This window comes from Acidimangrovimonas sediminis (genome assembly GCF_002871005.1).
Classification (GTDB): Bacteria; Pseudomonadota; Alphaproteobacteria; order Rhodobacterales; family Rhodobacteraceae; genus Acidimangrovimonas; species Acidimangrovimonas sediminis.
This window is the reverse complement of record NZ_PHSN01000025.1, coordinates 32,900-54,137: the sequence shown is the minus strand read 5'-3', so window position 1 is coordinate 54,137 and position 21,238 is coordinate 32,900. Positions and strand designations below refer to the sequence as shown.

Genomic DNA, 21,238 nt, shown 5'->3' with positions numbered 1-21,238 from the left:
GGGCGCGGGCCGGGCGCTGGAAAGCCCTGCGAAGGGGAAAGCCGCGGGCGTGGCCGAGCTGTGTCGAGGTTTCCGGTCCGGGCGGCGCGGGGCGGGGCAGGGACGGGCGATGCACCCCGGCTCCGCATGCAACACCCCCGGCGCCATCTCGCCGCGACAGCTTGCGCCGCCTGCGCGGCTCGGGCACCAAGGGCGGCATGGCAAAGTCAGCCCCCGCCTTCACCTGCACCAATTGTGGCGCCTCCCATCGCAAGTGGGTCGGCCGCTGCGACAGCTGCGGTGCCTGGAACTCCCTGGTGGAGGAGGCCCCGCTCACCGCTGGCCCCTCGGCCAAGTCGCTGGGCGCCCAGCGGGGCCGGGCTGTGGCCCTGACCGACCTCGCCACCGAGGAAGCCCCGCCGCCGCGCGCCACCTCGGGGATGGAGGAGCTTGACCGCGTCCTCGGCGGTGGCCTCGTTCCCGCCTCGGCGATTCTGGTCGGCGGCGATCCCGGCATCGGCAAATCGACGTTGCTCTTGCAGGCTGCCGCAGCCTTCGCCACTTCGGGCCTCAAATGCGTCTACATCTCGGGCGAGGAAGCCTCGGCCCAGGTGCGGATGCGGGCCGGGCGCCTCGGCCTCAGCCAGGCGCCGGTGAAGCTTGGGGCCGAGACCAACCTGCGCGACATCCTCACCACGCTGGACGAGGAACGCCCGGACCTTGCCATCATCGATTCGATCCAGACCATGTGGGCCGACAACGTCGACAGCGCGCCTGGATCCGTCAGCCAGGTCCGTGCCGCCGCGCATGAGCTGGTGAACTTCGCCAAGCGGCGGGGGACCTCCGTCATCCTCGTAGGTCATGTCACCAAGGAGGGGCAGATCGCCGGCCCCCGGGTGGTCGAGCACATGGTGGACACGGTTCTCTATTTCGAGGGCGAGCGCGGGCATCAGTTCCGCATCCTGCGCGCGGTCAAGAACCGCTTCGGCGCGGCCGACGAGATCGGCGTGTTCGAGATGACCGGCGGCGGCCTCGCCCAGGTCGGCAATCCCTCGGCGCTGTTCCTGTCGGAACGCGGGCAGGCAAGCCCCGGATCGGCGGTCTTCGCGGGGATCGAGGGCACGCGCCCCGTGCTGACCGAGATCCAGGCGCTGGTCGCCCCCTCGCCGCTGGGCACGCCCCGGCGCACGGTCGTGGGGCTGGATTCGGGCCGCATCTCGACCATCCTCGCGGTGCTCGAGGCGCGTTGCGGCATCCCCTTCGCGGGGCTCGACCTGTTCCTGAATGTGGCCGGTGGCATGCGGGTTTCGGAACCGGCGGCCGATCTGGCGGTTGCTGCTGCGATCCTGTCCGCGCGCGAGGACGTGGCCCTGCCGCCCGACCTCGTGCTTTTCGGCGAGATCAGCCTGTCGGGGGCGCTGCGCCCGGTGGGACAGACGGAAAACAGGTTGAAAGAGGCCCGAAAACTTGGTTTCTCACAGGCGATCGCGCCCGCGCGCACGAAAGCCGGTACGGACGAGGGGATGAGGGTGCGTCAGATGCAGGATCTGACCGCATTCGTGGGCGAGGTCTTCGGGGCGGGCTGAGACCGGCCCCCGACAGGTAGTGCGGGGCCGGCCAGGGCGACCCCCAACAAGGAACGAAAGAGGACGGGCATGGAAGGTATCAACATCGTGGACGTGGTGGTGATCGTGGTGATCATCCTCTCGGCGATCCTCGCCTATGCGCGCGGTTTCGTCCGGGAGGTGATGGCGATCGCCGGCTGGATCGCGGCGGCCGTGGTCGCCTATATCTTCGCCCCCCAGGCCGAACCGCTGATCAAGCAGATCCCCGTGCTCGACAAGTTTCTGGCCGGATCGTGCGAATTGTCGATCATCGCGGCCTTCGCGGTGGTCTTCGCCCTGGCCCTCGTGGTGCTGGCGTTCTTCACGCCGCTCCTGTCCTCGGCCGTGCAGAATTCCGTCCTCGGGGGCTTCGACCGCGGGCTCGGCTTCCTCTTCGGCGTGGCACGGGGCATCCTTCTGGTCGCCGTGGCCTTGATCGTCTACGACCGCGCCATGGCCGGCGAGGCGATCCCGCAGGTCGCGCAAAGCCAGTCGGCGCATATCTTCGCCAACTTCCAGGCCAAGCTGAATTCGGACATCCCCGACCAGATGCCGCGCTGGCTCGAAAACACCTACGAGGGGCTGGTCGGCGATTGCGGCGCACCGCCCAAGGGGGCAGACGGCGTCACCGGCAACAGCGGCGCCACCGGAACGGGCGCGACCACGCTGACCCCGCCGGCCCCAAAGAACTGAGCGCCAGGCTTCTCATCGACACCGCCGATCGGGGCCGCAACGGCCCCGATCCCGTGCGTTGGTACCCGGCGGGGCGGGGTGCGGCCAAGTCGGCACGTGACACTTGGGTGACGACGCACTACATGGGGGGGCAAACGCCCCCGCCATGGATTCGGAGTGACCGCCCGATGCCTGCGACAGACCCGCAGTTTCCCCCCGCCCATCCCTTTGATGACGACAAGCTGCACGAGGAGTGTGGCGTCTTCGGCGTCATCGGTGTGGCGGATGCCGCGAATTTCGTGGCGCTCGGCATGCATGCCCTGCAACACCGCGGGCAGGAGGCCGGCGGTATCGTAACCCACGATCCCGAGACCGGCTTCAATTCGGCCCGCCGTTTCGGCTACGTCCGCGACACCTTCACCAAGGCCGACGTGATGGCCACGCTGCCGGGATCCATCGGCATCGGCCACGTGCGCTATTCCACCGCCGGATCGAAGGGCAACACCGCGATCCGCGACGTGCAGCCCTTCTTTGGCGAGTTCGCGATGGGTGGCTGCGCGGTGGCCCACAACGGTAACATCACCAACGCCACCGCGCTCCGGCGCGAACTGATCGAGCGCGGCTCGATCTTCCAGTCGTCCTCGGACAGCGAATGCATCATCCACCTGATGGCGCGCTCGATCCAGAAGAACATCCCCGAGCGGATGAAGGACGCGCTGCGCCGGGTCGAGGGTGCCTTCTCTGTCGTCGCGATGACCCGGACGAAGCTCATTGGCGTGCGCGATGCGCTGGGGGTGCGTCCGCTGGTGCTGGGCAAGCTGGGCGACGGCGGCTGGTGTCTCTCGTCCGAGACCTGCGGCCTCGACATCATCGGGGCCGAGTTCATCCGCGAGATCGAGCCGGGCGAGATGGTGGTGATCGGCGCCAAGGGGGTCGAAAGCTTCCACCCGTTCGAGGGTCGGCCCTCGCGCTTCTGCATCTTCGAACACGTGTATTTCTCGCGCCCCGACTCCATCCTCGGCGGCCGCTCAGTCTACGAGACCCGCCGCGCCATCGGCGTGGAACTGGCGCGCGAGGCCCCGGTGGAGGCCGATCTGGTTTGCCCGGTGCCCGACAGCGGCACCCCCGCGGCGATCGGCTACGCCGCCGAAAGCGGCATTCCCTACGGCATGGGGATCATCCGCAACCAGTACATGGGCCGAACCTTCATCGAACCGACCGAGCAGATCCGCAACATGGGCGTGCGGCTGAAGCTGAACGTCAACCGCGCCCTGGTGCGCGGCAAGCGGGTGATCCTGGTCGACGACTCGGTCGTGCGCGGCACCACCTCGCGCAAGATCAAGGACATGATCCTCGACGCCGGCGCGGCCGAGGTACACTTCCGCATCGCCTCTCCACCCACCGCCTGGCCCTGCTTCTACGGTGTCGACACGCCCGAGCGCTCCAAGCTGCTCGCGGCCACGATGTCGGAGGAGGAGATGCGCCAGTGGATCGGCATCGACAGCCTCAAGTTCATCTCGCTCGACGGTCTCTACCGCGCGGTGGGCGAAAGCGGCGGGCGCGATGCCCGCGCGCCGCGCTACTGCGACGCCTGCTTCTCTGGTGAATACCCCGTGGCGCCGTCCGACATGATCGAGAAGGGCTTCCAGATGAAGGCCGCCGAATAGGCCCCATGTCAGGGGCGTCCCGTAACCCCCTGGTTCTTGTGAAGATACGCCCGTCGGAAGCCTGCCGCGAAGCGGCACACAGCAGGATCCGCCCATGACCGACCAGCCCACTTCCGATCGCGTGGCTCTCGTCACGGGCGCCTCCCGCGGTCTCGGCTTTGCCATCGCCGAGGAACTGGGCGCCGCGGGCTGGCACGTCGTCGCGGTCGCTCGCACCGTGGGCGGTCTCGAGGAGCTGGACGACGCGATCAGGGCGCGCGGCGGCTCCGCCACGCTCGCGCCCATGGATGTGACCGAGGACGACGCGATGCGCCACCTCTGCCGCTCCATCCACGATCGCTGGGGGCAGGCGGGGCTCTGGGTCCACACGGCGATCCACGCCGCCCCGCTGGCGCCCACCGGCCACCTGGACGCCAAGGATATCGACAGCTCCGTCCGCACCAACCTGCGCGCCACCGCCATGCTCATCGGCATGGTGGAACCCTTGCTGAACCAGAACGGGCAGGGCGCCGCGCTTTTCCTCGAAGACCCCCGCGCCGGGCAGAAATTCTTCGGCTCCTACGGCGCCACCAAGGCCGCGCAGATCGCCCTCGCCCGCTCCTGGCAGGCCGAGACCGCCTCGACCGGCCCGCGCGTCCTGATCGAAACGCCCGCGCCCATGCCCACCGCCGTGCGCGCCCGCTTCTTCCCCGGCGAGGACCGCGAGGGCAGCAACCTCACCCCCTGCGCGACCGAGGCGAAGCGGATCGTGTCGCAGCTCTGACGGCACGCCGGCACCCCGGGACAGGTTGGCCCGGATGAGAGAGGGCGGAAATCCCCTTTCAACTTGGCAAATAATCAAAAAATCGACGTCACCCCTCGTGGAACGCCCGTTTCGACGCGATCGAGAGGGCAAGCGAGGCCAGCACGCAGCCGGTGAAGAGGTAAAGCCCCCAATCGGTACGCACCGTGGCCAGTCCCACACCCTTCACTACGACGATGTAGAGCGCGATCAGGAAGACGTCGGCCATGGCGAGCTTGCCCAGCAGGGTCAGCGCCGGCAGCACCCGTGGAGACAGGAGGCCGAGGTGCAGGAGCGCAAGGCCGATGGTCTTCAGGTAGGGCGCGAAGATGGCGAGGAAGGTGACCAGCAGCGCCAGCATCACGTCGCTGCCCCAAAGCGCCTGCAGCCCGGAAACGACCGAGATCCGGGACAGGCCGAACAGTGGTAGCAGCCCCGCCCGCAGCAGCGGCGCGAACCAGCTGATCGGAAAGGCCACCAGCAGCACCAGGTTGGCCAGGGTCAGCACGGCCCTCACGCGCGGGACCTACTTGGAGGGGGTCTTCGGCTGCATCTGGACGACATTGGGGGTGCCCGGAGCGGTGTCTTTAGGGTCGGCGGGCGGCAGGCCCGGGTGCTGAACATCCTCGAAGTCATAGCCCAGCCCGGGCAGTACGTCACGCAGGTCGCTTTCCAGCCGGGCGATCTGGCGCGCGGCGTCGGTCTCGTCGGCCTCGATGTCCGCCATCCAGCGCTTGAGCTCGTCACAGGCGTATTGCGCGAGCTTCAGCTTCTCGCGCAGGCTGTCGACCTCCTGCTGGCGCTGGACCAGGAAGGTCTTGGCGCGCGCCACCTTTTCGTCGGAATAGACCCGGGCGAGATCGCGCGAGATGTGGCTCATCTCGGCGGCGAGCTGCAGCAGCTCGGGCTCGAGATGGCTGAGGTCGGGATGGTGGCGCAGGTGTTCCATCCGCGCCCGCATGGATTCGAATTCCGACGACAGCGCGAAGGCCCCGTCCCGGTCGGCGGCATGGGCGGCCGCGTAGGCGGTCGTCACGTCATCGATCGAGATCCGGAAATCGCGGTGGCTGCGTTCCAGGCGCATCATCCTCCCGTTCGCCGGCAGGAAGAAGCACAGCCCCACCAGGAAGGCGGTCAGGCCGATTTGTGCCCAGGTGCCGGCCGCGGCAAAGGTCGTGTCGCCGAAGCGCGCCTCGAACTGCAGCCATGGCCATTGCCCCAGCGCGGCCATCGCGCTGGCCGCGATCGCCGCGGCCGTCAGCGCCAGAAGGGCGCCCAGGGCAAGTGTCTGCAAAATGGATTGGACGCGCCGCAGCGCGACTTCGCTTGAAATCGTCATCATCGTTACCCCCGCCAGGTAGATGACGATTCCACACGTCTGCGCGTTCTGGCAATGATATTGCGGGGTTCCGGGGCGAATTTCCCGTGCACAGGGGGCGCCGGCCGGGGCATTGTCCGCGAATCGGGGGCAATGCAGTACCTGGCCGGGGATTTGCCGTCTCAGCGCACCGCGGCGATCGGCCCCTCGGCCCGACCGTGGATGAACTGGTCGAGGTAAGGATCGGAAGAATCATCCATTTCCGCGACCGGCCCGGTCCACTTGATCTGCCCGTCGTGCAGCATCGCGACATTGTCGGCGATGGCGCGCACCGAGGTCATGTCATGGGTGATGGTCATCGCGGTCGCGCCCATCTCGGTCACGATCTCGCGGATCAGCTCGTTGATCACGCCGGCCATGATCGGGTCGAGCCCAGTCGTGGGCTCGTCGAAGAAGATGATCTCGGGGTCGGCGGCGATGGCGCGGGCCAGGCCCACGCGTTTCTGCATGCCGCCCGAAAGCTCGGCGGGGAAGAGGTCGGCCACCTCGGGCGTCAGGCCCACGCGGCGCAGCTTCTCGATCGCGATCTCGCGCGCCTCGGCCTTCGGGCGCCGCGCGGCGCCGCGTTGCAGGCGGAATGCGACGTTCTGCCAGACCGAGAGGCTGTCGAACAGCGCAGCCCCCTGGAACAGCATGCCGAACCGGGCGAGAAAGGCATCTCGGTCGCCCTTGGTCACGTCCTGGCCGTCCAGCGTGATCTTGCCTCGGTCGGGCGTCACCAGGCCCAGGATGCATTTCAGCGTCACCGACTTGCCGGTGCCGGAGCCGCCGATGATCACCATCGAGGTGCCAGTGGGGATCGTCAGGTTCACCCCGCGCAGCACGCGCTTGGACCCGAAGGCCTTGTGGACGTCGGTAAGCTCGATCATGAGGTGAAGAACAATGCTGTGAGGAGGAAGTCGGTGGCGAGGATCGCGACCGCGGCGGCCTGCACGGCCGACTTGGTGGCGCGGCCCACGCCCTGCGCACCCCGGCCCGATTGCATGCCGTGATAGCAGCCCGCCAGCGCCACGATGAAACCGAAGACGGCGCCCTTGATCAGGCCCGAGACGACGTCCCACGATTCGAGGTAGTTCACCGTGTTCTTGAGGTAGTCGACGGCGTTGAAATCGAGGTGGTAGACGCCCACGAGGTAGCCGCCCCAGATCCCGATGCTGTCGCCCACGGCGACGAGCGCGGGCACCACGATGACCGCCGCCAGAAGGCGTGGCGCGACGAGGTATTTCATCGGGTTGGTGGACAGGGTGACGAGGGCGTCGATCTGTTCGGTCACCTTCATCGTGCCGATCTCTGCCGCGATGGAGGAGGCCACGCGCGCCGCGACCATCAGCCCGCCCAGCACCGGGCCCAGTTCGCGCACCATGCCGATGGCGACGATCGAGGGCACGACCGACGAGGCGTTGAAGCGCGAGCCGCCGGCGTAGATCTGAAGCGCCAGCGCGCCGCCGGTGAACAGCGCGGTCAGCGCCACAACGGGCAGCGAGTACCAGCCGATCTGCATCAGCGCCTGGCCGAATTCGCGCGGGTAGTAGGGCGGGCGGAAGACATGCGACACGCCGCGCACGGCGAAGATCGCCAGCCGCCCGATCGCCGCCACGGGGGCCAGCGCGAGCGTGGCGCCGCTCACGCGCCGCCCCCGGCATAGCGGCGCTGGTAGCGCGCGCCCAGGCTGGTGAGGATCTCGTAGCCGATGGTGCCCGCGGCGGTGCCCAGGTCGTCGATCGTCTGGTGCGGCCCGAGCAGGTCGAGCGTGTCGGGCACTTCGTTGAGGTGGGTGACGTCGGCGGTGATCAGGTCCATCGAGACGCGGCCGACCACGGGGCAGGGGACATCCCCGGCCCAAAGGGTGGCGTTGTTGCCCAGGACGCGGAAGACGCCGTCGGCATAGCCCGCGGAAACGGTGGCGATGGTCGAGTCGATCTCGGCCGTCCAGGTGTTGCCGTAGCCCACGGTCTCGCCCGCCAGCACTTCGCGGGTCTGGATGACCGGCAGCGACAGCCGCACCGCCGGGCGCGCGGCCTCGAACGGCAGGCCGCCGTAGAGGCCGACGCCGGGCCGGGTCAGTTCGAAGTGGTAGTCCGGCCCCAGAAGGATGCCGCCAGTCGCCGACAGAGACCGGGGGATGCCGGTGCCCCGGGTCAGGTCCTCGAAGGTGGCAAGCTGCTGGGCGTTCATCGCGTGGTCGGGTTCGTCGGCGCAGGCGAGGTGGCTCATCAGAAGTTCCGGCCCGGCCTGCATCACGATGCCCGCGACGGCGGCCCATTCGTCGGCCTCCATCCCCAGCCGGTTCATGCCGGTGTCGAGCTGGATTCCGAACGGGTGGCCGGAGAGGGTTTCCATGTGCCGGGTCAGCTGGTCGACCGAATTCAGCATCGGCGTCAGGTCGAGGTCGCGGATCATGTCGGTATCGCCCGCCATGTGCCCGGAAAAGACGCTGATCTGCGGCCCGGGACCCAGCGCCTTGCGCACCACCGCGCCCTCTTCTGCGACGGCGACGAAGAAGCGCCTTGCGCCTGCCCCGGCCAGGGCACGGGCGATGCGGTCGGCGCCGAGCCCGTAGGCGTCGGCCTTGACCACGGCACCGGTCTGGGTGGCGGGGTCTGTCATGCGGTCCAGCGCGCGCCAGTTTGCGGCGATCGCGTCGAGGTCGATGGAAAGGGTCGCGCTGCTCATGGCGTGGTTTTGACAGCCTTGGGCGCAAGGTCAAGGGGAAAGGCCACGCCACCCTCCGCCCGGGCGGAAGCCCACCACCCGGCGGGCGCGTTTCCGGCAGGCGCGCTGGCCGAAGCACTTTTCGGGAGCACTGGCGGGGGCATTGGCGGGGCACAGGTTGGAGCGCCGATCGTGACGCGGCGCCCTTCGCGCCCGCCGCAAGGATGCCGCAAGGATCACGAGGTCGGGAGCGGTGCGAGGGGTGCGCGGCTCGGGCGCGGGCCTGTCGCGGGGTGTCGGGATGCGGGCGGCGAATGAAACGGCTTTGGTGGCAATAGGTTGCAGGGGGGGCAGGTCGCCCTGTGCAGGGCGATCCCGCCCGATCACATTTTGCTGCGCTGCGGCAAAATTCGGGGCGAGGGGTATGGAAATTTAGAAAGCGCACTAAGTATATGCGCACTATGCAAGACGACACCACAGAAACACGCCGCGAATTCGTCGAGGCCCTCGTCAGGGTCGGGCGCAAGGTTCGCACGCTTTTCAACGGCCGGGTGACCGCCCATGGGCTGACCTATGCGCGTGCCCGGGCGCTGCGCTGGCTGGCCGATCACCCCGAGGGCCTGACCCAGAAGGCGCTGGCCTGCATCCTCGAGCTGGAGCAGCCGACCACCGGGCGGCTTCTCGACACGATGGAAGGGCTGGGGCTGGTGTCGCGGGTGCCCGATCCGAACGACCGGCGCGCCAACCTGATCCTGCTGACCGAGCTGGGCGCACAGCAGGCCGAGCTGGTCGCGCATGAGGGCGAGGCGCTGCGGCGCGACCTTCTGGAAACCTTCGACGGGGCCGAGCTGGAAGCGGCGATCGACCTTCTGTGCCGGATCTCGGAGCAGGCGGACGTTCTGGGCGCCCGGGCGGGCGCACATCCGGGGGGCGACGATGAAACTGCCTGAACGCTGGCAGATCGTCTTCACGCTCAAAGCCTTCGTGGCTGCGGTGCTGGCGCTCTACATCTCCTTCGCGCTGGGGCTCCAGCGGCCCTACTGGGCGATGACGACCGTCTACGTGGTGGCACAGCCCTTCGCGGGGGCGATCCGGTCCAAGGGGGCCTATCGCATCTGCGGCACGCTCTGCGGGGCGGCGGCCGGGATCACGCTGGCCTCGATCTTTGGTGCCGATCAGGTTCTGATGATGGCGGGCCTCGTGGCCTGGTTCCTGTTCTGCGGCTATTTCGCGCTGTCGACCCGGCAGCCGAACTTCTATTTCTTCCTGCTGGCCGGGATGACCGCGCTGCTGATCGGCTGGCCCGACAGCAGTCTGTCCTCGGGGCCGATCTTCGACAACGCGATCGCCCGCACCGAGGAGATCGCGCTGGGGATCGCCTGCGCGGTCGCCGTTGACAGTATCTTCTTCCCGCGCCGGATCTGGCCGGTGGTGCAGGGCGCGATCCGCAAGTGGGGCGAGGACGCCCGGGCATGGAGCCTCGACGTCCTGCGCGGCAAGACCGGGCGGTCGGCCGCCGACCGTGCCAGGCTTGCCGCCGATGCCGCGGCGATCTCGGCGATGACGGTCCACCTCGACTACGAGGCACAGGACAACCCTCAGCGCGCCCGCTGGGTGCGGGTGCTGCAGCAGCGGATGCTGATCCTGCTGCCGCTCCTGTCCTCGGTCGAGGACCGGCTAGAAGAACTGACCCGTGACGGCGCCGCCTTTCCGGCGGAGCTGCGCAGCCTGATGGACGACCTTGCCGATTGGGTCGAGGGGCAGTTTCCCAAGGGACAGGCGGCGGGGTTCCTTGCGCGGATCGAGGCGATGGACATGCGCACGGTCCCGGGGTCGGACTGGCACAGGATCCTGCTGATCAGCCTTGCCGCTCGGCTGACGGAATTCGTCACGCTGTGGGAGGATTGCCTTGCGCTGCGCGCGCAGGTCGACGCCCCGCGCGACCGCGTGCCGGCGCGCCTGTTGCAGATGGAGCGTGAAAGCGCGACCGCGCCGCACCTCGACCGGCTGATGGTGTTCTGGGCCATCGGTTCGACCATGCTGGCGTTCCTGATCTCGGCCACCTTCTGGTATTTCTCGGGCTGGTCCGGTGGGGCGACGATGGCGATGATCTCGCTGTTGCTGTCGCTGTTCTTCGGCGCCTTCGACAACCCGGTGCCGATCCTCAGGCGGCTGGTCTGGGTGATGCTGGCCGCCGTCAGCTTCGACACCTTCTACCTGTTCGTCGTGCTGCCGCAGGTGCACAGCTTTCCGACGCTGATCCTGGTGCTGGCCCCCGCGCTGCTGGTTCTGGGGCTGCTGGCAAGCCAGCCCGCGACCTTCATGATCGCGCTCTTTCCGATCGCCTTCCTGTCGTTGCAGGATACCGCCTATACCGCGTTCGCCCCGTTCCTCGAGGGGATGGTCGGCCTCTTCCTCGGGGTTTGCGTGATCCTTGCCGTGAACTCGGTGGTCAAGGCGGTTGGCGCGCAGATCTCGATCGGGCGGATCCGCCAGGCCGGCTGGCGCGACCTCGAAGCGATCGCCACCGCCGGGCCGCGCCGCGGCGCCGGGCCGGATTCCGCCATGGACGAGGCGAGCGCGCGTTTCACCGCGCGGATGCTCGACCGGCTGGGCCTGATCGCGCCGCGCCTTGCCGTGCTCGACCTGGCCGGGCGCGCGGCGGTCGAAGCACTGGCCGAAACCCGGCTGGGCCTCGGGCTGATCGCGTTGCAGCGGGCCCGGCGCGGGCTTGACCGTGGCACCGACGCGGGGATGGGGCGGCTGATGGACGGCATCGCCCGCCACTTCCGCGAGCAGCGCCGCCACTGGACCCGGGGCGTCGCCTCGGACGCGCCCGATGACCTGCTTGCGCAGATCGACGACCTGCTGGGGCGGGTGGCCTTCGATCGCGCGTTGCCCGACCGGCGCGCGATCGTGCTGTCGCTTGCCGGGATCCGCCGCGCGCTCTATCCCGGGGCGTCGACCTTCGCGGGGGTGCCACGGCGCCCCGCAGACCCCGGGGTGCCCGGGGCGATTGACGGAAAACCCTCGGTGGCCGCGCGATGAATCTTTCCGTGAACATCTACGGCGTCTTCGTGCCGGCGCTGCTGATCTACATCCTGGGCGGCCTCGTGCTGGCCTGGGGGATTCGGCGGCTGATGACCGTGGCGGGCCTCTACCGCCTGGTCTGGCACCCCGCGCTGTTCGACCTTGCCGTGATCGTGATCGCGACCGGCGTGGTCTTTGCCGCCTTCCGCTGAGCCGGGCACCGACCGACCCGATCCTGCCCGCAGCCCCCTGACAAGAACAAGACCAACCGGAATGACCATGAAACTTCTCGGCCGAATCCTCATCACTGCCGTCGCTGTCGCGCTGGCGCTCGTCGTGATCTGGAACATCTGGATCTACTACGAGGTCGCGCCGCGCACCCGCGACGGCCATATCGCCGCGACCGTCGTGACCGTCGCGCCCAAGGTGTCGGGCGAGGTGGTGAAGATCGCCGTCCGCGACAACCAGACGGTGAAGAAGGGCGACCTTCTCTACCAGATCGACCCGCAGCGCTACCGTATTGCGGTGGCGCAGGCGCAATCGGCGCTCGAAGGTGCCTCCGCCACGCTGGAGCAGGCCCGGCGCGACAGCGCGCGCTACCAGAAGCTCAACGACAGCGCGACCACGCCGCAGCAGCGCGAGCAGGCCTCGACCTCGGTGCAGAAGGCCGAGGCGGCGGTGAACGCGGACAAGTCGGCGCTCGATCTCGCCAAGCTGAACCTGTCCGACACCCAGGTACGGGCGCCGGTGAACGGGAATGTGACCAACCTGCAGCTGGGCGTGGGCGATTACGTCGGGGCCGGCACCCCGGTGATGGCCGTGGTCGACCGCGATTCCTATTACATCGTGGGCTATTTCGAAGAGACGAAGCTGAGCCGGATCGCGGTGGGCGACAAGGTGAAGGTCTGGCCGATGGGCGGGGCGAAGCCCTTCTACGGCCATGTCACCGGGGTTGCTGCGGCCATTCCCGACGGCTCTGCCAGCGGGACCTCGCAGCTGCTGCCGAACGTGAGCCCCACCTTCTCGTGGGTCCGGCTGGCGCAGCGCGTCCCGGTCCGGATCGCCTTCGACGACCCCACGGTGGCAAAGCGCATGGTGGCGGGGCGGACGGTCTCGATCGACGTGCTGGGCGGCGCGGACTGAGGCAACCACGCTTTTGCGATCCTTGGGACAGGTGTGCCGTGGCGCATGCCGGGGTCCTACCTTCGGCGGTCCGCGCCGGCCGGTCCGGCAGCGCGTCACGACGGTGCACCACGATGGTGCGCCACAGCAGCGCCTCCGGCGTATTTCTGCCGGGATGACCGGGCAAGGGGCGCCCGGCCGGGGTACCGTCGGTACGGGGATTGCGCCACCGGGGGGCGGGGCTTGGCAAGCGCGCGGGGATGCGTGTAAGAGGGGCCAAACGACGAAAGGCCGGGACTTGTGAGCGACTCCGACAGTTTCATCGACGAGGTGACCGAGGAGGTCCGCCGCGACAAGTTGTTCGCGGCGTTCCGGAAATACGGCTGGATCGCGATCCTCGTCATCGTCGTCCTGGTGGGCGGCGCCGCGTGGAAGGAATGGCAGATCGCCAAGCACCGCTCCGCCGCGCAGGCCTTCGGCGACGCGGTTCTGGGCGCCCAGTCCGACGCCAAGCCGGGGGCGGCGGCCAAGGGGCTGGACGGGATCGCGGCCGAGGGCGGACAGAAGGCGGTGGTCGAAATGCTCGCCGCGTCCGAGTACCAGAAGGCGGGCGATACCAAGGCCGCCATGGCCGCGCTCGACAAGGTGGCGCAGGACCAGTCGGTTCCGCAGGCCTACCGCGACCTTGCGCAGCTCAAGAAGGTGTCGATCGCAGGCGACCTGATGTCGAAGGACCAGCGCACACAGGTTCTTGGCGCGCTGGCGCAACCTGGGCGGCCGTTCCGCTTGCTGGCGATGGAACAGCAGGCGCTGATGCAGGTCGCCGAGGGCAAGACCAAGACCGCGATCGCCACCTACACCCAGATTCGGGATGACGCGGGCGCCACGGCGGGCTTGCGTCAGCGTGCGCATCAGATGATTGTAGCCTTGGGCGGGACAACGCCCAAGGCAGGCTGAAGCCTGGGATCCGGGGGGCCTCGACGGGGCCCGTGCCGGAGACCAACCCGGGCGCGAGACCGAGGAGAGCAGGGCCTTGATGCTGAAGAACGCGGTTTTCCTTCTGGCCTGCGCGGCCCTAGTCGCCGCCTGCGCCGAGAAGAAGATCCCCCTCAAGGGCGAACGCCTCGACCCTCGCGCCGTCGTCGGTGCGGGCGAGGACAACGTGCCGGCGCCGGCGCCGGGCCCGCACCGGGTGGCCGTGTCGCTGCCGGCGCCGCGGGTCAATGCCGAGTGGACGCAGCGCAACGGCGGCGCCACCCATGCCATGACCCAGCCCGCGCTGGGGACGAACCTAAGCCCGCTCTGGGCCGTCCAGATCGGCCGCGGCGACGACAAGCGCCACCAGATCACCGCCGATCCGGTGGTCGCGGCGGGCCGTGTCTACACCCTCGACAGCGAGGCCACGGTCAGCGCGGTCTCGGTCGCCGGGCAGAAGCTGTGGTCCACCGACATCACCCCGCCGGGCGACCGCCGCGGCAAGGTTTCGGGTGGCGGGCTGGCCTTCGGTGACGGCAAGCTCTTCGTCACCACCGCCTATGGCGAGCTTATCGCGCTGAACCCGGCTTCGGGCCAGGTGCTCTGGCGCCAGAAGCTGGACGCCCCGGCCACCGGGGCCCCGGCCGTGGTGGGCAACACCGTCTATGTCGCTTCGCGCAATGCGGTCGGCTGGGCCGTCAACGCCGCCGACGGCAAGCTGCGCTGGAGCCTGCAGGGCACCAGCTCCATCGGGTCGCTGACCGGCGGGCCGGCGCCGGCGGTTTCGGGCTCCACCGTGATCTTCCCGTTCTCCAGCGGGGACATGGTCGCCGCCAAGGCGCAGAGCGGCCTCGTGACCTGGTCGACCCCGGTCGCGGGCAGCCGTCTGGGCCATGTCTACGCCCAGATCCCCGATATCGCGGGCGATCCGGTGATCGTGGGCGGCACCGTTTATGCCGGCAACGCAACCGGCCGCGTCGGCGCCTACAGCCTGGAAAGCGGCGAGGCCGACTGGACCTCGGACGAGGGGACGCTGGGGCCCGTCTGGCCGGCGGGCGGACAGCTCTACCTGATCTCCGACGAGAACAAGCTGGTGCGGCTGAACGCCTCGACCGGGGTCCCCATATGGAAGGCGCCGCTGCCCTATTACAAACCCTACCGCAAGGAAAAGAAGCGGCGCGACATCTACCAGAACTTCGGCCCGGTGCTGGCCGGGAACCACCTGGTCGTGCCCTCGTCGGATGGTTCGCTGAAGATGTTCGACCCGGCCTCGGGCGCGCTGGTGTCGCAGATCGAGCTTGGCGCGCCAGCCACGACCGACGCGGCGGTGGCAAACCGGACGCTGTACGTCGTCACGGCGGATGGCAAACTTCGGGCTTTCCGTTAAGCGCGCAAACGTGTAGGCGGACGGCTTCGACCTGATCGGAGCGGGACATGTCCTTCACCCTCGCCATCGTGGGCCGGCCCAACGTGGGCAAGTCCACCCTGTTCAACCGCCTCGTGGGCAAGCGCCTCGCGCTGGTCGACGACCAGCCCGGCGTGACCCGCGACCTGCGCGAGGGCGATGCGCGCCTCGGCGACCTGCGCTTTACCGTGATCGACACGGCGGGCCTCGAGGAGGCCACCGACGATTCGCTTCAGGGCCGGATGCGGCGCCTGACAGAGCGCGCAGTGGCGATGGCCGACATCTCGCTCTTCCTGATCGACGGGCGGGCGGGGGTGACGGCCTCGGACCAGGGCTTTGCCGACATCCTGCGCCGCAGCGGCAAGACCGTGATCCTCGGCGTGAACAAGGCCGAGGGCCGGGCGGGCGAGGATGGTGTTCTCGAGGCCTACGCGCTGGGTCTGGGCGAGCCGCTGCGCCTCTCTGCCGAGCATGGCGAGGGGATGGATGACCTCTACCGCCTGCTCCAGCCGCTGGCCGACAAATATGCCGAGCGGGCCGAAGCCGACGCGCCCGAGGTCGACGTCGACTTGCCCGAGGAGATGACCGAGGAAGAGGCCGCCGCGGCCCCGGTGCCCGCGCCGACCAAGGCCAAACCCCTGCAGATCGCGGTGATCGGCCGGCCGAACGCCGGGAAATCCACGCTGATCAACCATATCCTCGGCGAGGACCGCCTGCTGACCGGCCCCGAGGCGGGGATCACCCGCGACGCGATCTCGCTGGCGACCGAATGGGAAGGCACGCCGATCCGCATCTTCGACACCGCGGGGATGCGCAAGCGTGCCAAGATCACCGACAAGGTGGAGAAACTCTCCGTCTCCGACGGCCTCCGGGCGGTCCGCTTCGCCGAGGTTGTCGTGGTGCTCCTCGACGTCGAGATCCCGTTCGAAAGCCAGGACCTTCGGATCGCCGATTACGCCGAGAGCGAGGGCCGCGCAGTCGTCGTCGCCGTCAACAAGTGGGACCTCGAGGAAGACCGCCAGGGCAAGCTGCGCGAGCTGAAGGAGCAGTTCGAGCGGCTGCTGCCGCAGCTCAAGGGCGCGCCGCTGGTCACCGTCTCGGCCAAGACCGGCCGTGGTCTCGACCGGCTGCACGACGCGATCCTCAAGGCGCATGAGATCTGGAACCGGCGCGTGCCGACGGCGCGGCTGAACCAGTGGCTGGGCGCGATGACCGAGGCCCACCCGCCGCCCGCGCCGGGTGGCCGCCGGATCAAGCTGCGCTATGCGACGCAGGTGAAGACGCGGCCGCCGGCCTTCGTCGTGATGTGTTCTCATCCGCAGGAAATGCCCGACAGTTACAAGCGCTACCTCGTGAACGGGCTGCGCGAAAGCTTCGACATGCCGGGCACGCCGATCCGCCTGACGCTGCGCGGCCAGGGCGACAAGAACCCCTATCGGACCAAGAAATACACCACCCCCTCGCGGCTGCGGAAGCACCTGGGCAAGGGCCCGGCGAACGGCTAGGGGGAAAGCCGCGCCCGCCCCGGCGGGGCGCGGATCCTGTCTTCTTTCTTGATTAAATACTCACGTCGCGGCGGCTGGACCGGTGCGACGTGAGTATTTGGGCCAAGAGCAAGGGATCAGGCCTGTTCCAGCGCCGTGATGATGGCGCCGAAATCCGCGGCCTTGAGCGAGGCGCCACCCACCAGCGCGCCGTCGACATTCGACACCGCGAAGATCTCGGCCGCGTTGCCGGGCTTCACCGAGCCGCCGTAGAGCAGCCGCACGCCGTCGCCCTGGGGGCCGATCCGGCCGACGAGTTCGGCGCGGAGGAAGTCGTGCACCTCGGCGATTTCCCCAAGCGTCGGCGTCCGGCCGGTGCCGATGGCCCAGACCGGCTCGTAGGCCACGACAAGCGTGTCGGCTGTCATGTCGTCGGGGATCGAGCCGGCAAGCTGCGCGCCGATGACCTTGAGCGTGGTCTCAGCGTCGCGCTGCGCCTCGGTCTCGCCCACGCAGACCACGGCGACGAGGCCCGCGGCCAGGGCCGCCTCGACCTTGGCGCGCACCACCTCGTCGGTCTCGCCATGGTCGGTGCGGCGCTCGGAATGGCCGAGGATGACGTAATCGGCGCCCGCATCCATCAGCATGGTGGCCGAGATGTCGCCGGTATGCGCCCCGGAGGCGGCATAGTGGCAATCCTGCCCGCCGACGAAGATCGGGTGTTCGGCCAGGTTGTCGGCCATCCGCGCAAGCAGCGTGGCGGGCGGGCAGATCAGCACTTCGCAGCGCGGATCGGGGTGGGTCTTGGCGAGGGCGTCGATCTCGGCCAGGCTTTCGCCGACCCCGTTCATCTTCCAGTTCCCGGCGGCAAGCTTCGGTCGCGGCATGTGGTTCTCCCGGTTGATTTCCCCCGGGATAGCCGCTGCGGACGGGGGCCGGAAGCCCCCAATTCACCGTCTCAGCCCGCGGGCGATGCCTTGCGCGGCCCCGTGCCGGCGCGGCGGGCGGCCTTGCGTGCCTTCTCGGCGCGTTTCTCGGCGGCGGCGGCGCGGGCGGGCGGAAGGGCGAGGCGGGCCCAGTGCAGCGCCTCCTCGGCATCGTCCATCGCGGCCTCGGGCAGGGTCATGAAGGAGGGGAGGGCGCGACGGCGGCCGTTCATCTCGTAGGCGAAGGGCTCCGATCCGGCGGCCTCGAAGAGCGGGCGGGTGTCGGCATCGGTCTTGAGGTAGACAGTATCGCGGGCGACGAGGCAGAACATTGCGTCGTCCTCGGCATAGAGACCGGCGCCCGAGAACATCCGGCGCATCGAAATAGGGCCGAGGCCCGAGAACAGGTCCCTGAGGTAGGCGATCAGTTCGGGGTCGGCCGCCATGACGTGCCCGCCCCCCTGGTCACATGTCGGCGAACTTGATCGACTCGCCGCAGCCGCAGGCTTCGACCACGTTCGGATTGTTGAAGCGGAAGCCGGATTCCAGAAGCGAGGTCTGGTAATCGATCTCAGTCCCGAAGAGGAACATCTGCGCCATCGGCGCGATCATCACCCGCGCGCCGTCCTGTTCGACGACCTCGTCCATCGGGTCGACCTCGGCCACGTAATCCATGGTGTATTCCATGCCGGCGCAGCCGCCCTTCTTTACGCCGATCCGGAGGCCGGCGGTGTTGTCGCGCTGCATCAGCTTGCGAACCTGGGTGGCCGCGGTGGGGGTGAGGGTGACGGCCTGCTTGCCGGGGATGCCGAACATTGGGGGACCTGCGGGATATTCCTGTGTACGGGAGTCAACTTAGTCCCGCGGGGGCGATTTCTCAAGGGTGGCCCGCCGACCTTTCCGGCCCCCGTCTTTCATTGTTCCGCAAATACGCAAGCGACGCACCCCGCCCTGCACAGCCTTTCGGCGAGGGCGCCGTCAGTCCGCGCGCCGGGTCAGCACCCGCGCGGGATTTCCGCCCACGGTCGCGTTGGGCGCCACGTCGCGCGTCACCACGCTGCCGGCGCCGATCACCGCGCCGTCGCCCACGGTGACGCCGGGCAGCACGATCGCGCCGCCGCCGATCCAGACATCCGCGCCGATGGTCACCGGACGTCCGAACTCCACCCCCTTGGCGCGGCTTTCGGCATCGCGCGGGTGGTCGGCGGCCAGGATCTGCACCGCCGGGCCGATCTGGGTGCGCGCGCCGATCCGGACTTCGCAGACGTCGAGGATGATGCCGCCGAAGTTCATGAAGCAGCCGGGGCCGAAATGGACATGGGTACCATAGTCGGCGTGGAAGGGCGGAAGGATCACTGCCTCGTTCCAGGTCCCCAGCAGCTGGCTCATCACGGCCGCCCGCGCGTCCGTCTCGCCGCTGATCGTGGCGTTGTAGTCGCGCACCAGTGCCTGCGAGCGGCGGCGCATCTGCCGCAACTCCGGGTCGCCCGGGTCATAGGGCAGCCCGGCAAGCATCTTCTCGCGTTCGGTCATGGGGGGCGGTCTTACATGAAGCCGAGTTCCAGCCGTGCCTCTTCCGACATCATGTCCATGCCCCAGGGCGGGTCGAAGGTCATCTGGACGTCGACGCTCTTGACGCCGGGCAGCGGCTCGATCGCCTCGGCGACCCAGCCGGGCATCTCGCCGGCGACGGGGCAGCCCGGGGCGGTCAGGGTCATCACCACGCCGACCTCGCCCGCATCGTTGATCTCGACCGTGTAGACGAGGCCGAGGTCGAAGATGTTCACCGGGATCTCGGGGTCGTAGACCGTGCGGCAGGCCTCGACCACCTGGTCGTAGAGCGGGTGCTCGGTCGTCGAGGGGCGGATCAGGGGATCGCCCTCGGCGGGTTGTGCAGCTTCTGCGGTCATGTCGTCTCTCGCGCGATTGTTGAGAGAAGATATAGGAAATGCATGCGCCGAGGTCCAGTGCGCCGAGGTCCGGTACGCCGAGGTCCAGGGCGGCGGCGGGAGAGCGGGGGCGGGGTTGCAGGGCACGCGGGCGAGGTTTCGGCCCCCGGTGAAGGGGGGCGGTGTGGCTGCGCGCGCGCCGGCGGGGGCGCCGCCCCCTGCACCCCCCGGGATATTTTCGAGCAGAAAGTGGGACGGGATGGGGTGGGCTGGGTCTTCCGGGTGGAAATTTCCCGGCGACGCGAGAGGGGAGGGGCATCGGGTTGAGGCTTTGGCGATCTGGATGGCCCGGTTGGGGGCACCAGATGGGGCCTTGGAGAGCGGCGCCGGTCTGGTGGGCGCCGCGGTCTACGAGACATCGGTCTGGTTGGTGTCGGCGCCGGGCTTGGCTTTTGATGCGGGTTGGCGCAGAAGCGGGCGCGGGATTGGAAAGGGTATCGCATGGACGGCAGCACGGGAAAATTCGGCTTTCGCATCGACGCGACCGATGGACGGGCGCGGACCGGCGTGATCTCGACCTCGAGGGGCGAGATCCGCACCCCCGCCTTCATGCCCGTGGGCACCGCCGCAACCGTCAAGGCGATGATGCCCGAAAGCGTGCGGGCCACCGGGGCCGACATCCTTCTGGGCAATACCTATCACCTCATGCTGCGCCCCGGCGCCGAGCGGGTGGCGCGGCTGGGCGGGTTGCACAGGTTCATGAACTGGGAGCGACCGATCCTCACGGATTCCGGCGGCTTTCAGGTGATGAGCCTTTCCGACCTGCGCAAGATGACCGAGGAGGGGGTGAAGTTCCGCTCTCACATCGACGGGTCGGAACACCATCTGACGCCGGAGCGCAGCATGGAGATCCAGCGCCTGCTGGGCTCCGACATCGTGATGTGTTTCGACGAATGCCCGGCGCTGCCCGCCACCGACGAGAGGGTGGCCGAGGCGATGCGCCTGTCGATGAGGTGGGCGCAGCGTTCGCGCGATGCCTTCGGCGACCGGCCGGGGCATGCGCTGTTCGGGATCCAGCAGGGCGGGGTGACCGAGGAGCTGCGCGCCGAAAGCGCCGAGGCGCTGGTGAAGATCGGGTTCGACGGTTACGCGATCGGTGGGCTGGCGGTTGGCGAGGGGCAGGAGGCGATGTTCGGCGTGCTGGATTATGCGCCCGGCCAGCTGCCCGCCGACAGGCCGCGCTATCTGATGGGGGTGGGCAAGCCCGATGACATCGTGGGCGCGGTGCAGCGCGGCGTCGACATGATGGATTGCGTGCTGCCCTCGCGCTCGGGGCGCACGGGCCAGGCCTGGACCCGGCGGGGGCAGGTCAACCTGCGCAACGCCCGCCACGCCGAGGATCCGCGCCCGCTGGACGAAGACTGCACCTGCCCGGCCTGTCGGGGCTACAGCCGCGCCTATCTTCACCATGTCGTGCGCTCGGGCGAGATCATCGCCTCGATGCTGCTGACCTGGCACAACCTGCATTACTTCCAGGAACTGATGGCGGGGCTGCGCGGGGCCATTGCAGGCAACACTCTCGACAGTTTCGTGGTGCAGTTCCACGCCTTGCGTGCCGAGGGGGATATCGAGCGGCTCTGACCGCTTTGCACGACGTCACCCGGGCAGGCCCGG

General features: G+C 68.8%; 22 protein-coding genes. 12 read left to right on the top strand and 10 right to left on the bottom strand.

Annotated elements, in window-relative coordinates; genetic code table 11:
- Positions 1-197: 197 nt before the first annotated feature.
- The 4 genes from radA (at position 198) to CVV76_RS20220 (ending at position 4,685) form a co-directional block, all read left to right on the top strand.
- Positions 198-1,565, top strand: coding sequence for a DNA repair protein RadA (gene radA, locus CVV76_RS20235; protein WP_102226504.1), 1,368 nt, complete (start codon positions 198-200; stop codon positions 1,563-1,565).
- Positions 1,566-1,634: 69 nt separating this feature from the next.
- On the top strand, positions 1,635-2,276 hold the full coding sequence (locus tag CVV76_RS20230) for a CvpA family protein (RefSeq protein WP_102226503.1): 642 nt from the start codon (positions 1,635-1,637) through the stop codon (positions 2,274-2,276).
- Between the two features lie 167 nt (positions 2,277-2,443).
- Positions 2,444-3,922, top strand: a complete 1,479-nt coding sequence (gene purF / locus CVV76_RS20225; RefSeq protein WP_102226502.1) for an amidophosphoribosyltransferase — start codon at positions 2,444-2,446, stop codon at positions 3,920-3,922.
- A gap of 94 nt (positions 3,923-4,016) precedes the next feature.
- Positions 4,017-4,685, top strand: a complete 669-nt coding sequence (locus CVV76_RS20220) for an SDR family NAD(P)-dependent oxidoreductase (protein ID WP_102226501.1) — start codon at positions 4,017-4,019, stop codon at positions 4,683-4,685.
- A gap of 88 nt (positions 4,686-4,773) precedes the next feature.
- Here CVV76_RS20220 and CVV76_RS20215 read toward each other — a convergent pair whose 3' ends face one another.
- The 5 genes from CVV76_RS20215 to alr form a co-directional block, all read right to left on the bottom strand.
- Positions 4,774-5,211: a paraquat-inducible protein A gene (locus tag CVV76_RS20215; RefSeq protein ID WP_102226500.1), complete on the bottom strand. Its 438-nt coding sequence runs from the start codon at positions 5,209-5,211 to the stop codon at positions 4,774-4,776.
- 18 nt (positions 5,212-5,229) lie between these two features.
- On the bottom strand, positions 5,230-6,042 hold the full coding sequence (locus tag CVV76_RS20210) for a DNA repair protein (protein ID WP_233193038.1): 813 nt from the start codon (positions 6,040-6,042) through the stop codon (positions 5,230-5,232).
- A 161-nt stretch (positions 6,043-6,203) separates the two neighbouring features.
- Positions 6,204-6,950 (bottom strand): ABC transporter ATP-binding protein, encoded by a 747-nt coding sequence (locus tag CVV76_RS20205; protein WP_102226498.1) that lies wholly within the window; start codon positions 6,948-6,950, stop codon positions 6,204-6,206.
- The gene (locus tag CVV76_RS25230) at positions 6,947-7,708 is read right to left on the bottom strand and encodes an MlaE family ABC transporter permease (RefSeq protein WP_199178660.1); all 762 of its coding nucleotides are present in this window, start codon (positions 7,706-7,708) and stop codon (positions 6,947-6,949) included. Before CVV76_RS25230 ends, CVV76_RS20205 begins: the two co-directional genes overlap by 4 nt.
- Positions 7,705-8,754 (bottom strand): alanine racemase, encoded by a 1,050-nt coding sequence (gene alr, locus CVV76_RS25225; protein WP_199178659.1) that lies wholly within the window; start codon positions 8,752-8,754, stop codon positions 7,705-7,707. The genes CVV76_RS25230 and alr overlap by 4 nt, the downstream gene beginning before the upstream one ends.
- A 440-nt stretch (positions 8,755-9,194) precedes the next feature.
- Here alr and CVV76_RS20195 point away from each other — a divergent pair, with 440 nt between their 5' ends.
- From CVV76_RS20195 to der, 7 genes are all read left to right on the top strand, one after another.
- Entirely contained in the window at positions 9,195-9,683 is a 489-nt protein-coding gene (locus tag CVV76_RS20195) for a MarR family winged helix-turn-helix transcriptional regulator (protein WP_158243206.1), read from the top strand.
- Positions 9,670-11,781, top strand: a complete 2,112-nt coding sequence (locus CVV76_RS20190; RefSeq protein ID WP_158243205.1) for an FUSC family protein — start codon at positions 9,670-9,672, stop codon at positions 11,779-11,781. Before CVV76_RS20195 ends, CVV76_RS20190 begins: the two co-directional genes overlap by 14 nt.
- A complete protein-coding gene (locus tag CVV76_RS20185) occupies positions 11,778-11,975 on the top strand; it encodes a DUF1656 domain-containing protein (RefSeq protein WP_102226495.1) in 198 nt (65 codons plus the stop codon). Before CVV76_RS20190 ends, CVV76_RS20185 begins: the two co-directional genes overlap by 4 nt.
- A 61-nt stretch (positions 11,976-12,036) precedes the next feature.
- Positions 12,037-12,906: an efflux RND transporter periplasmic adaptor subunit gene (locus tag CVV76_RS20180; protein WP_199178658.1), complete on the top strand. Its 870-nt coding sequence runs from the start codon at positions 12,037-12,039 to the stop codon at positions 12,904-12,906.
- 279 nt (positions 12,907-13,185) lie between these two features.
- Positions 13,186-13,842 carry a tetratricopeptide repeat protein gene (locus CVV76_RS20175; protein WP_102226494.1) on the top strand — a complete coding sequence of 219 codons (657 nt, stop codon included), beginning with the start codon at positions 13,186-13,188 and terminating at the stop codon, positions 13,840-13,842.
- A gap of 79 nt (positions 13,843-13,921) precedes the next feature.
- Complete coding sequence (locus CVV76_RS20170; RefSeq protein WP_102226493.1) at positions 13,922-15,247, top strand: outer membrane protein assembly factor BamB family protein; 1,326 nt, start codon at positions 13,922-13,924, stop codon at positions 15,245-15,247.
- 47 nt (positions 15,248-15,294) lie between these two features.
- A complete protein-coding gene (der, locus tag CVV76_RS20165; protein ID WP_102226492.1) occupies positions 15,295-16,770 on the top strand; it encodes a ribosome biogenesis GTPase Der in 1,476 nt (491 codons plus the stop codon).
- A 116-nt stretch (positions 16,771-16,886) separates the two neighbouring features.
- Here der and tpiA read toward each other — a convergent pair whose 3' ends face one another.
- The 5 genes from tpiA to CVV76_RS20140 all read right to left on the bottom strand — a co-directional run bounded on the left by tpiA (position 16,887) and on the right by CVV76_RS20140 (position 19,585).
- Positions 16,887-17,636 carry a triose-phosphate isomerase gene (tpiA, locus tag CVV76_RS20160; RefSeq protein WP_102226491.1) on the bottom strand — a complete coding sequence of 250 codons (750 nt, stop codon included), beginning with the start codon at positions 17,634-17,636 and terminating at the stop codon, positions 16,887-16,889.
- 71 nt (positions 17,637-17,707) lie between these two features.
- Positions 17,708-18,121: a TfoX/Sxy family protein gene (locus CVV76_RS20155; RefSeq protein WP_102226490.1), complete on the bottom strand. Its 414-nt coding sequence runs from the start codon at positions 18,119-18,121 to the stop codon at positions 17,708-17,710.
- A gap of 19 nt (positions 18,122-18,140) precedes the next feature.
- Positions 18,141-18,491 carry a HesB/IscA family protein gene (locus tag CVV76_RS20150; RefSeq protein ID WP_102226489.1) on the bottom strand — a complete coding sequence of 117 codons (351 nt, stop codon included), beginning with the start codon at positions 18,489-18,491 and terminating at the stop codon, positions 18,141-18,143.
- A gap of 162 nt (positions 18,492-18,653) precedes the next feature.
- Positions 18,654-19,208 (bottom strand): sugar O-acetyltransferase, encoded by a 555-nt coding sequence (locus tag CVV76_RS20145; RefSeq protein WP_102226488.1) that lies wholly within the window; start codon positions 19,206-19,208, stop codon positions 18,654-18,656.
- Between the two features lie 11 nt (positions 19,209-19,219).
- On the bottom strand, positions 19,220-19,585 hold the full coding sequence (locus CVV76_RS20140; RefSeq protein ID WP_102226487.1) for an SUF system Fe-S cluster assembly protein: 366 nt from the start codon (positions 19,583-19,585) through the stop codon (positions 19,220-19,222).
- A gap of 480 nt (positions 19,586-20,065) precedes the next feature.
- Between CVV76_RS20140 and tgt the strand changes: the two genes are divergently transcribed.
- Entirely contained in the window at positions 20,066-21,205 is a 1,140-nt protein-coding gene (tgt, locus tag CVV76_RS20135; protein WP_102226486.1) for a tRNA guanosine(34) transglycosylase Tgt, read from the top strand.
- Positions 21,206-21,238: the final 33 nt, after the last annotated feature.

Bases quoted from the DNA above. Each gene is read 5' to 3' on its own strand.
- CVV76_RS20145 (WP_102226488.1), bottom strand. From the start codon at position 19,208: ATGACCGAACGCGAGAAGATGCTTGCCGGGCTGCCCTATGACCCGGGC.
- tpiA (WP_102226491.1), bottom strand. From the start codon at position 17,636: ATGCCGCGACCGAAGCTTGCCGCCGGGAACTGGAAGATGAACGGGGTC.
- CVV76_RS20205 (WP_102226498.1), bottom strand. From the start codon at position 6,950: ATGATCGAGCTTACCGACGTCCACAAGGCCTTCGGGTCCAAGCGCGTG.
- CVV76_RS20210 (WP_233193038.1), bottom strand. From the start codon at position 6,042: ATGACGATTTCAAGCGAAGTCGCGCTGCGGCGCGTCCAATCCATTTTG.
- CVV76_RS20195 (WP_158243206.1), top strand. From the start codon at position 9,195: ATGCAAGACGACACCACAGAAACACGCCGCGAATTCGTCGAGGCCCTC.
- radA (WP_102226504.1), top strand. From the start codon at position 198: ATGGCAAAGTCAGCCCCCGCCTTCACCTGCACCAATTGTGGCGCCTCC.
- CVV76_RS20170 (WP_102226493.1), top strand. From the start codon at position 13,922: ATGCTGAAGAACGCGGTTTTCCTTCTGGCCTGCGCGGCCCTAGTCGCC.
- tgt (WP_102226486.1), top strand. From the start codon at position 20,066: ATGGACGGCAGCACGGGAAAATTCGGCTTTCGCATCGACGCGACCGAT.
- CVV76_RS20180 (WP_199178658.1), top strand. From the start codon at position 12,037: ATGACCATGAAACTTCTCGGCCGAATCCTCATCACTGCCGTCGCTGTC.
- der (WP_102226492.1), top strand. From the start codon at position 15,295: ATGTCCTTCACCCTCGCCATCGTGGGCCGGCCCAACGTGGGCAAGTCC.
- CVV76_RS20185 (WP_102226495.1), top strand. From the start codon at position 11,778: ATGAATCTTTCCGTGAACATCTACGGCGTCTTCGTGCCGGCGCTGCTG.
- CVV76_RS20155 (WP_102226490.1), bottom strand. From the start codon at position 18,121: ATGGCGGCCGACCCCGAACTGATCGCCTACCTCAGGGACCTGTTCTCG.
- CVV76_RS20140 (WP_102226487.1), bottom strand. From the start codon at position 19,585: ATGACCGCAGAAGCTGCACAACCCGCCGAGGGCGATCCCCTGATCCGC.
- CVV76_RS20220 (WP_102226501.1), top strand. From the start codon at position 4,017: ATGACCGACCAGCCCACTTCCGATCGCGTGGCTCTCGTCACGGGCGCC.
- CVV76_RS20230 (WP_102226503.1), top strand. From the start codon at position 1,635: ATGGAAGGTATCAACATCGTGGACGTGGTGGTGATCGTGGTGATCATC.
- CVV76_RS20150 (WP_102226489.1), bottom strand. From the start codon at position 18,491: ATGTTCGGCATCCCCGGCAAGCAGGCCGTCACCCTCACCCCCACCGCG.
- purF (WP_102226502.1), top strand. From the start codon at position 2,444: ATGCCTGCGACAGACCCGCAGTTTCCCCCCGCCCATCCCTTTGATGAC.
- CVV76_RS20190 (WP_158243205.1), top strand. From the start codon at position 9,670: ATGAAACTGCCTGAACGCTGGCAGATCGTCTTCACGCTCAAAGCCTTC.
- alr (WP_199178659.1), bottom strand. From the start codon at position 8,754: ATGAGCAGCGCGACCCTTTCCATCGACCTCGACGCGATCGCCGCAAAC.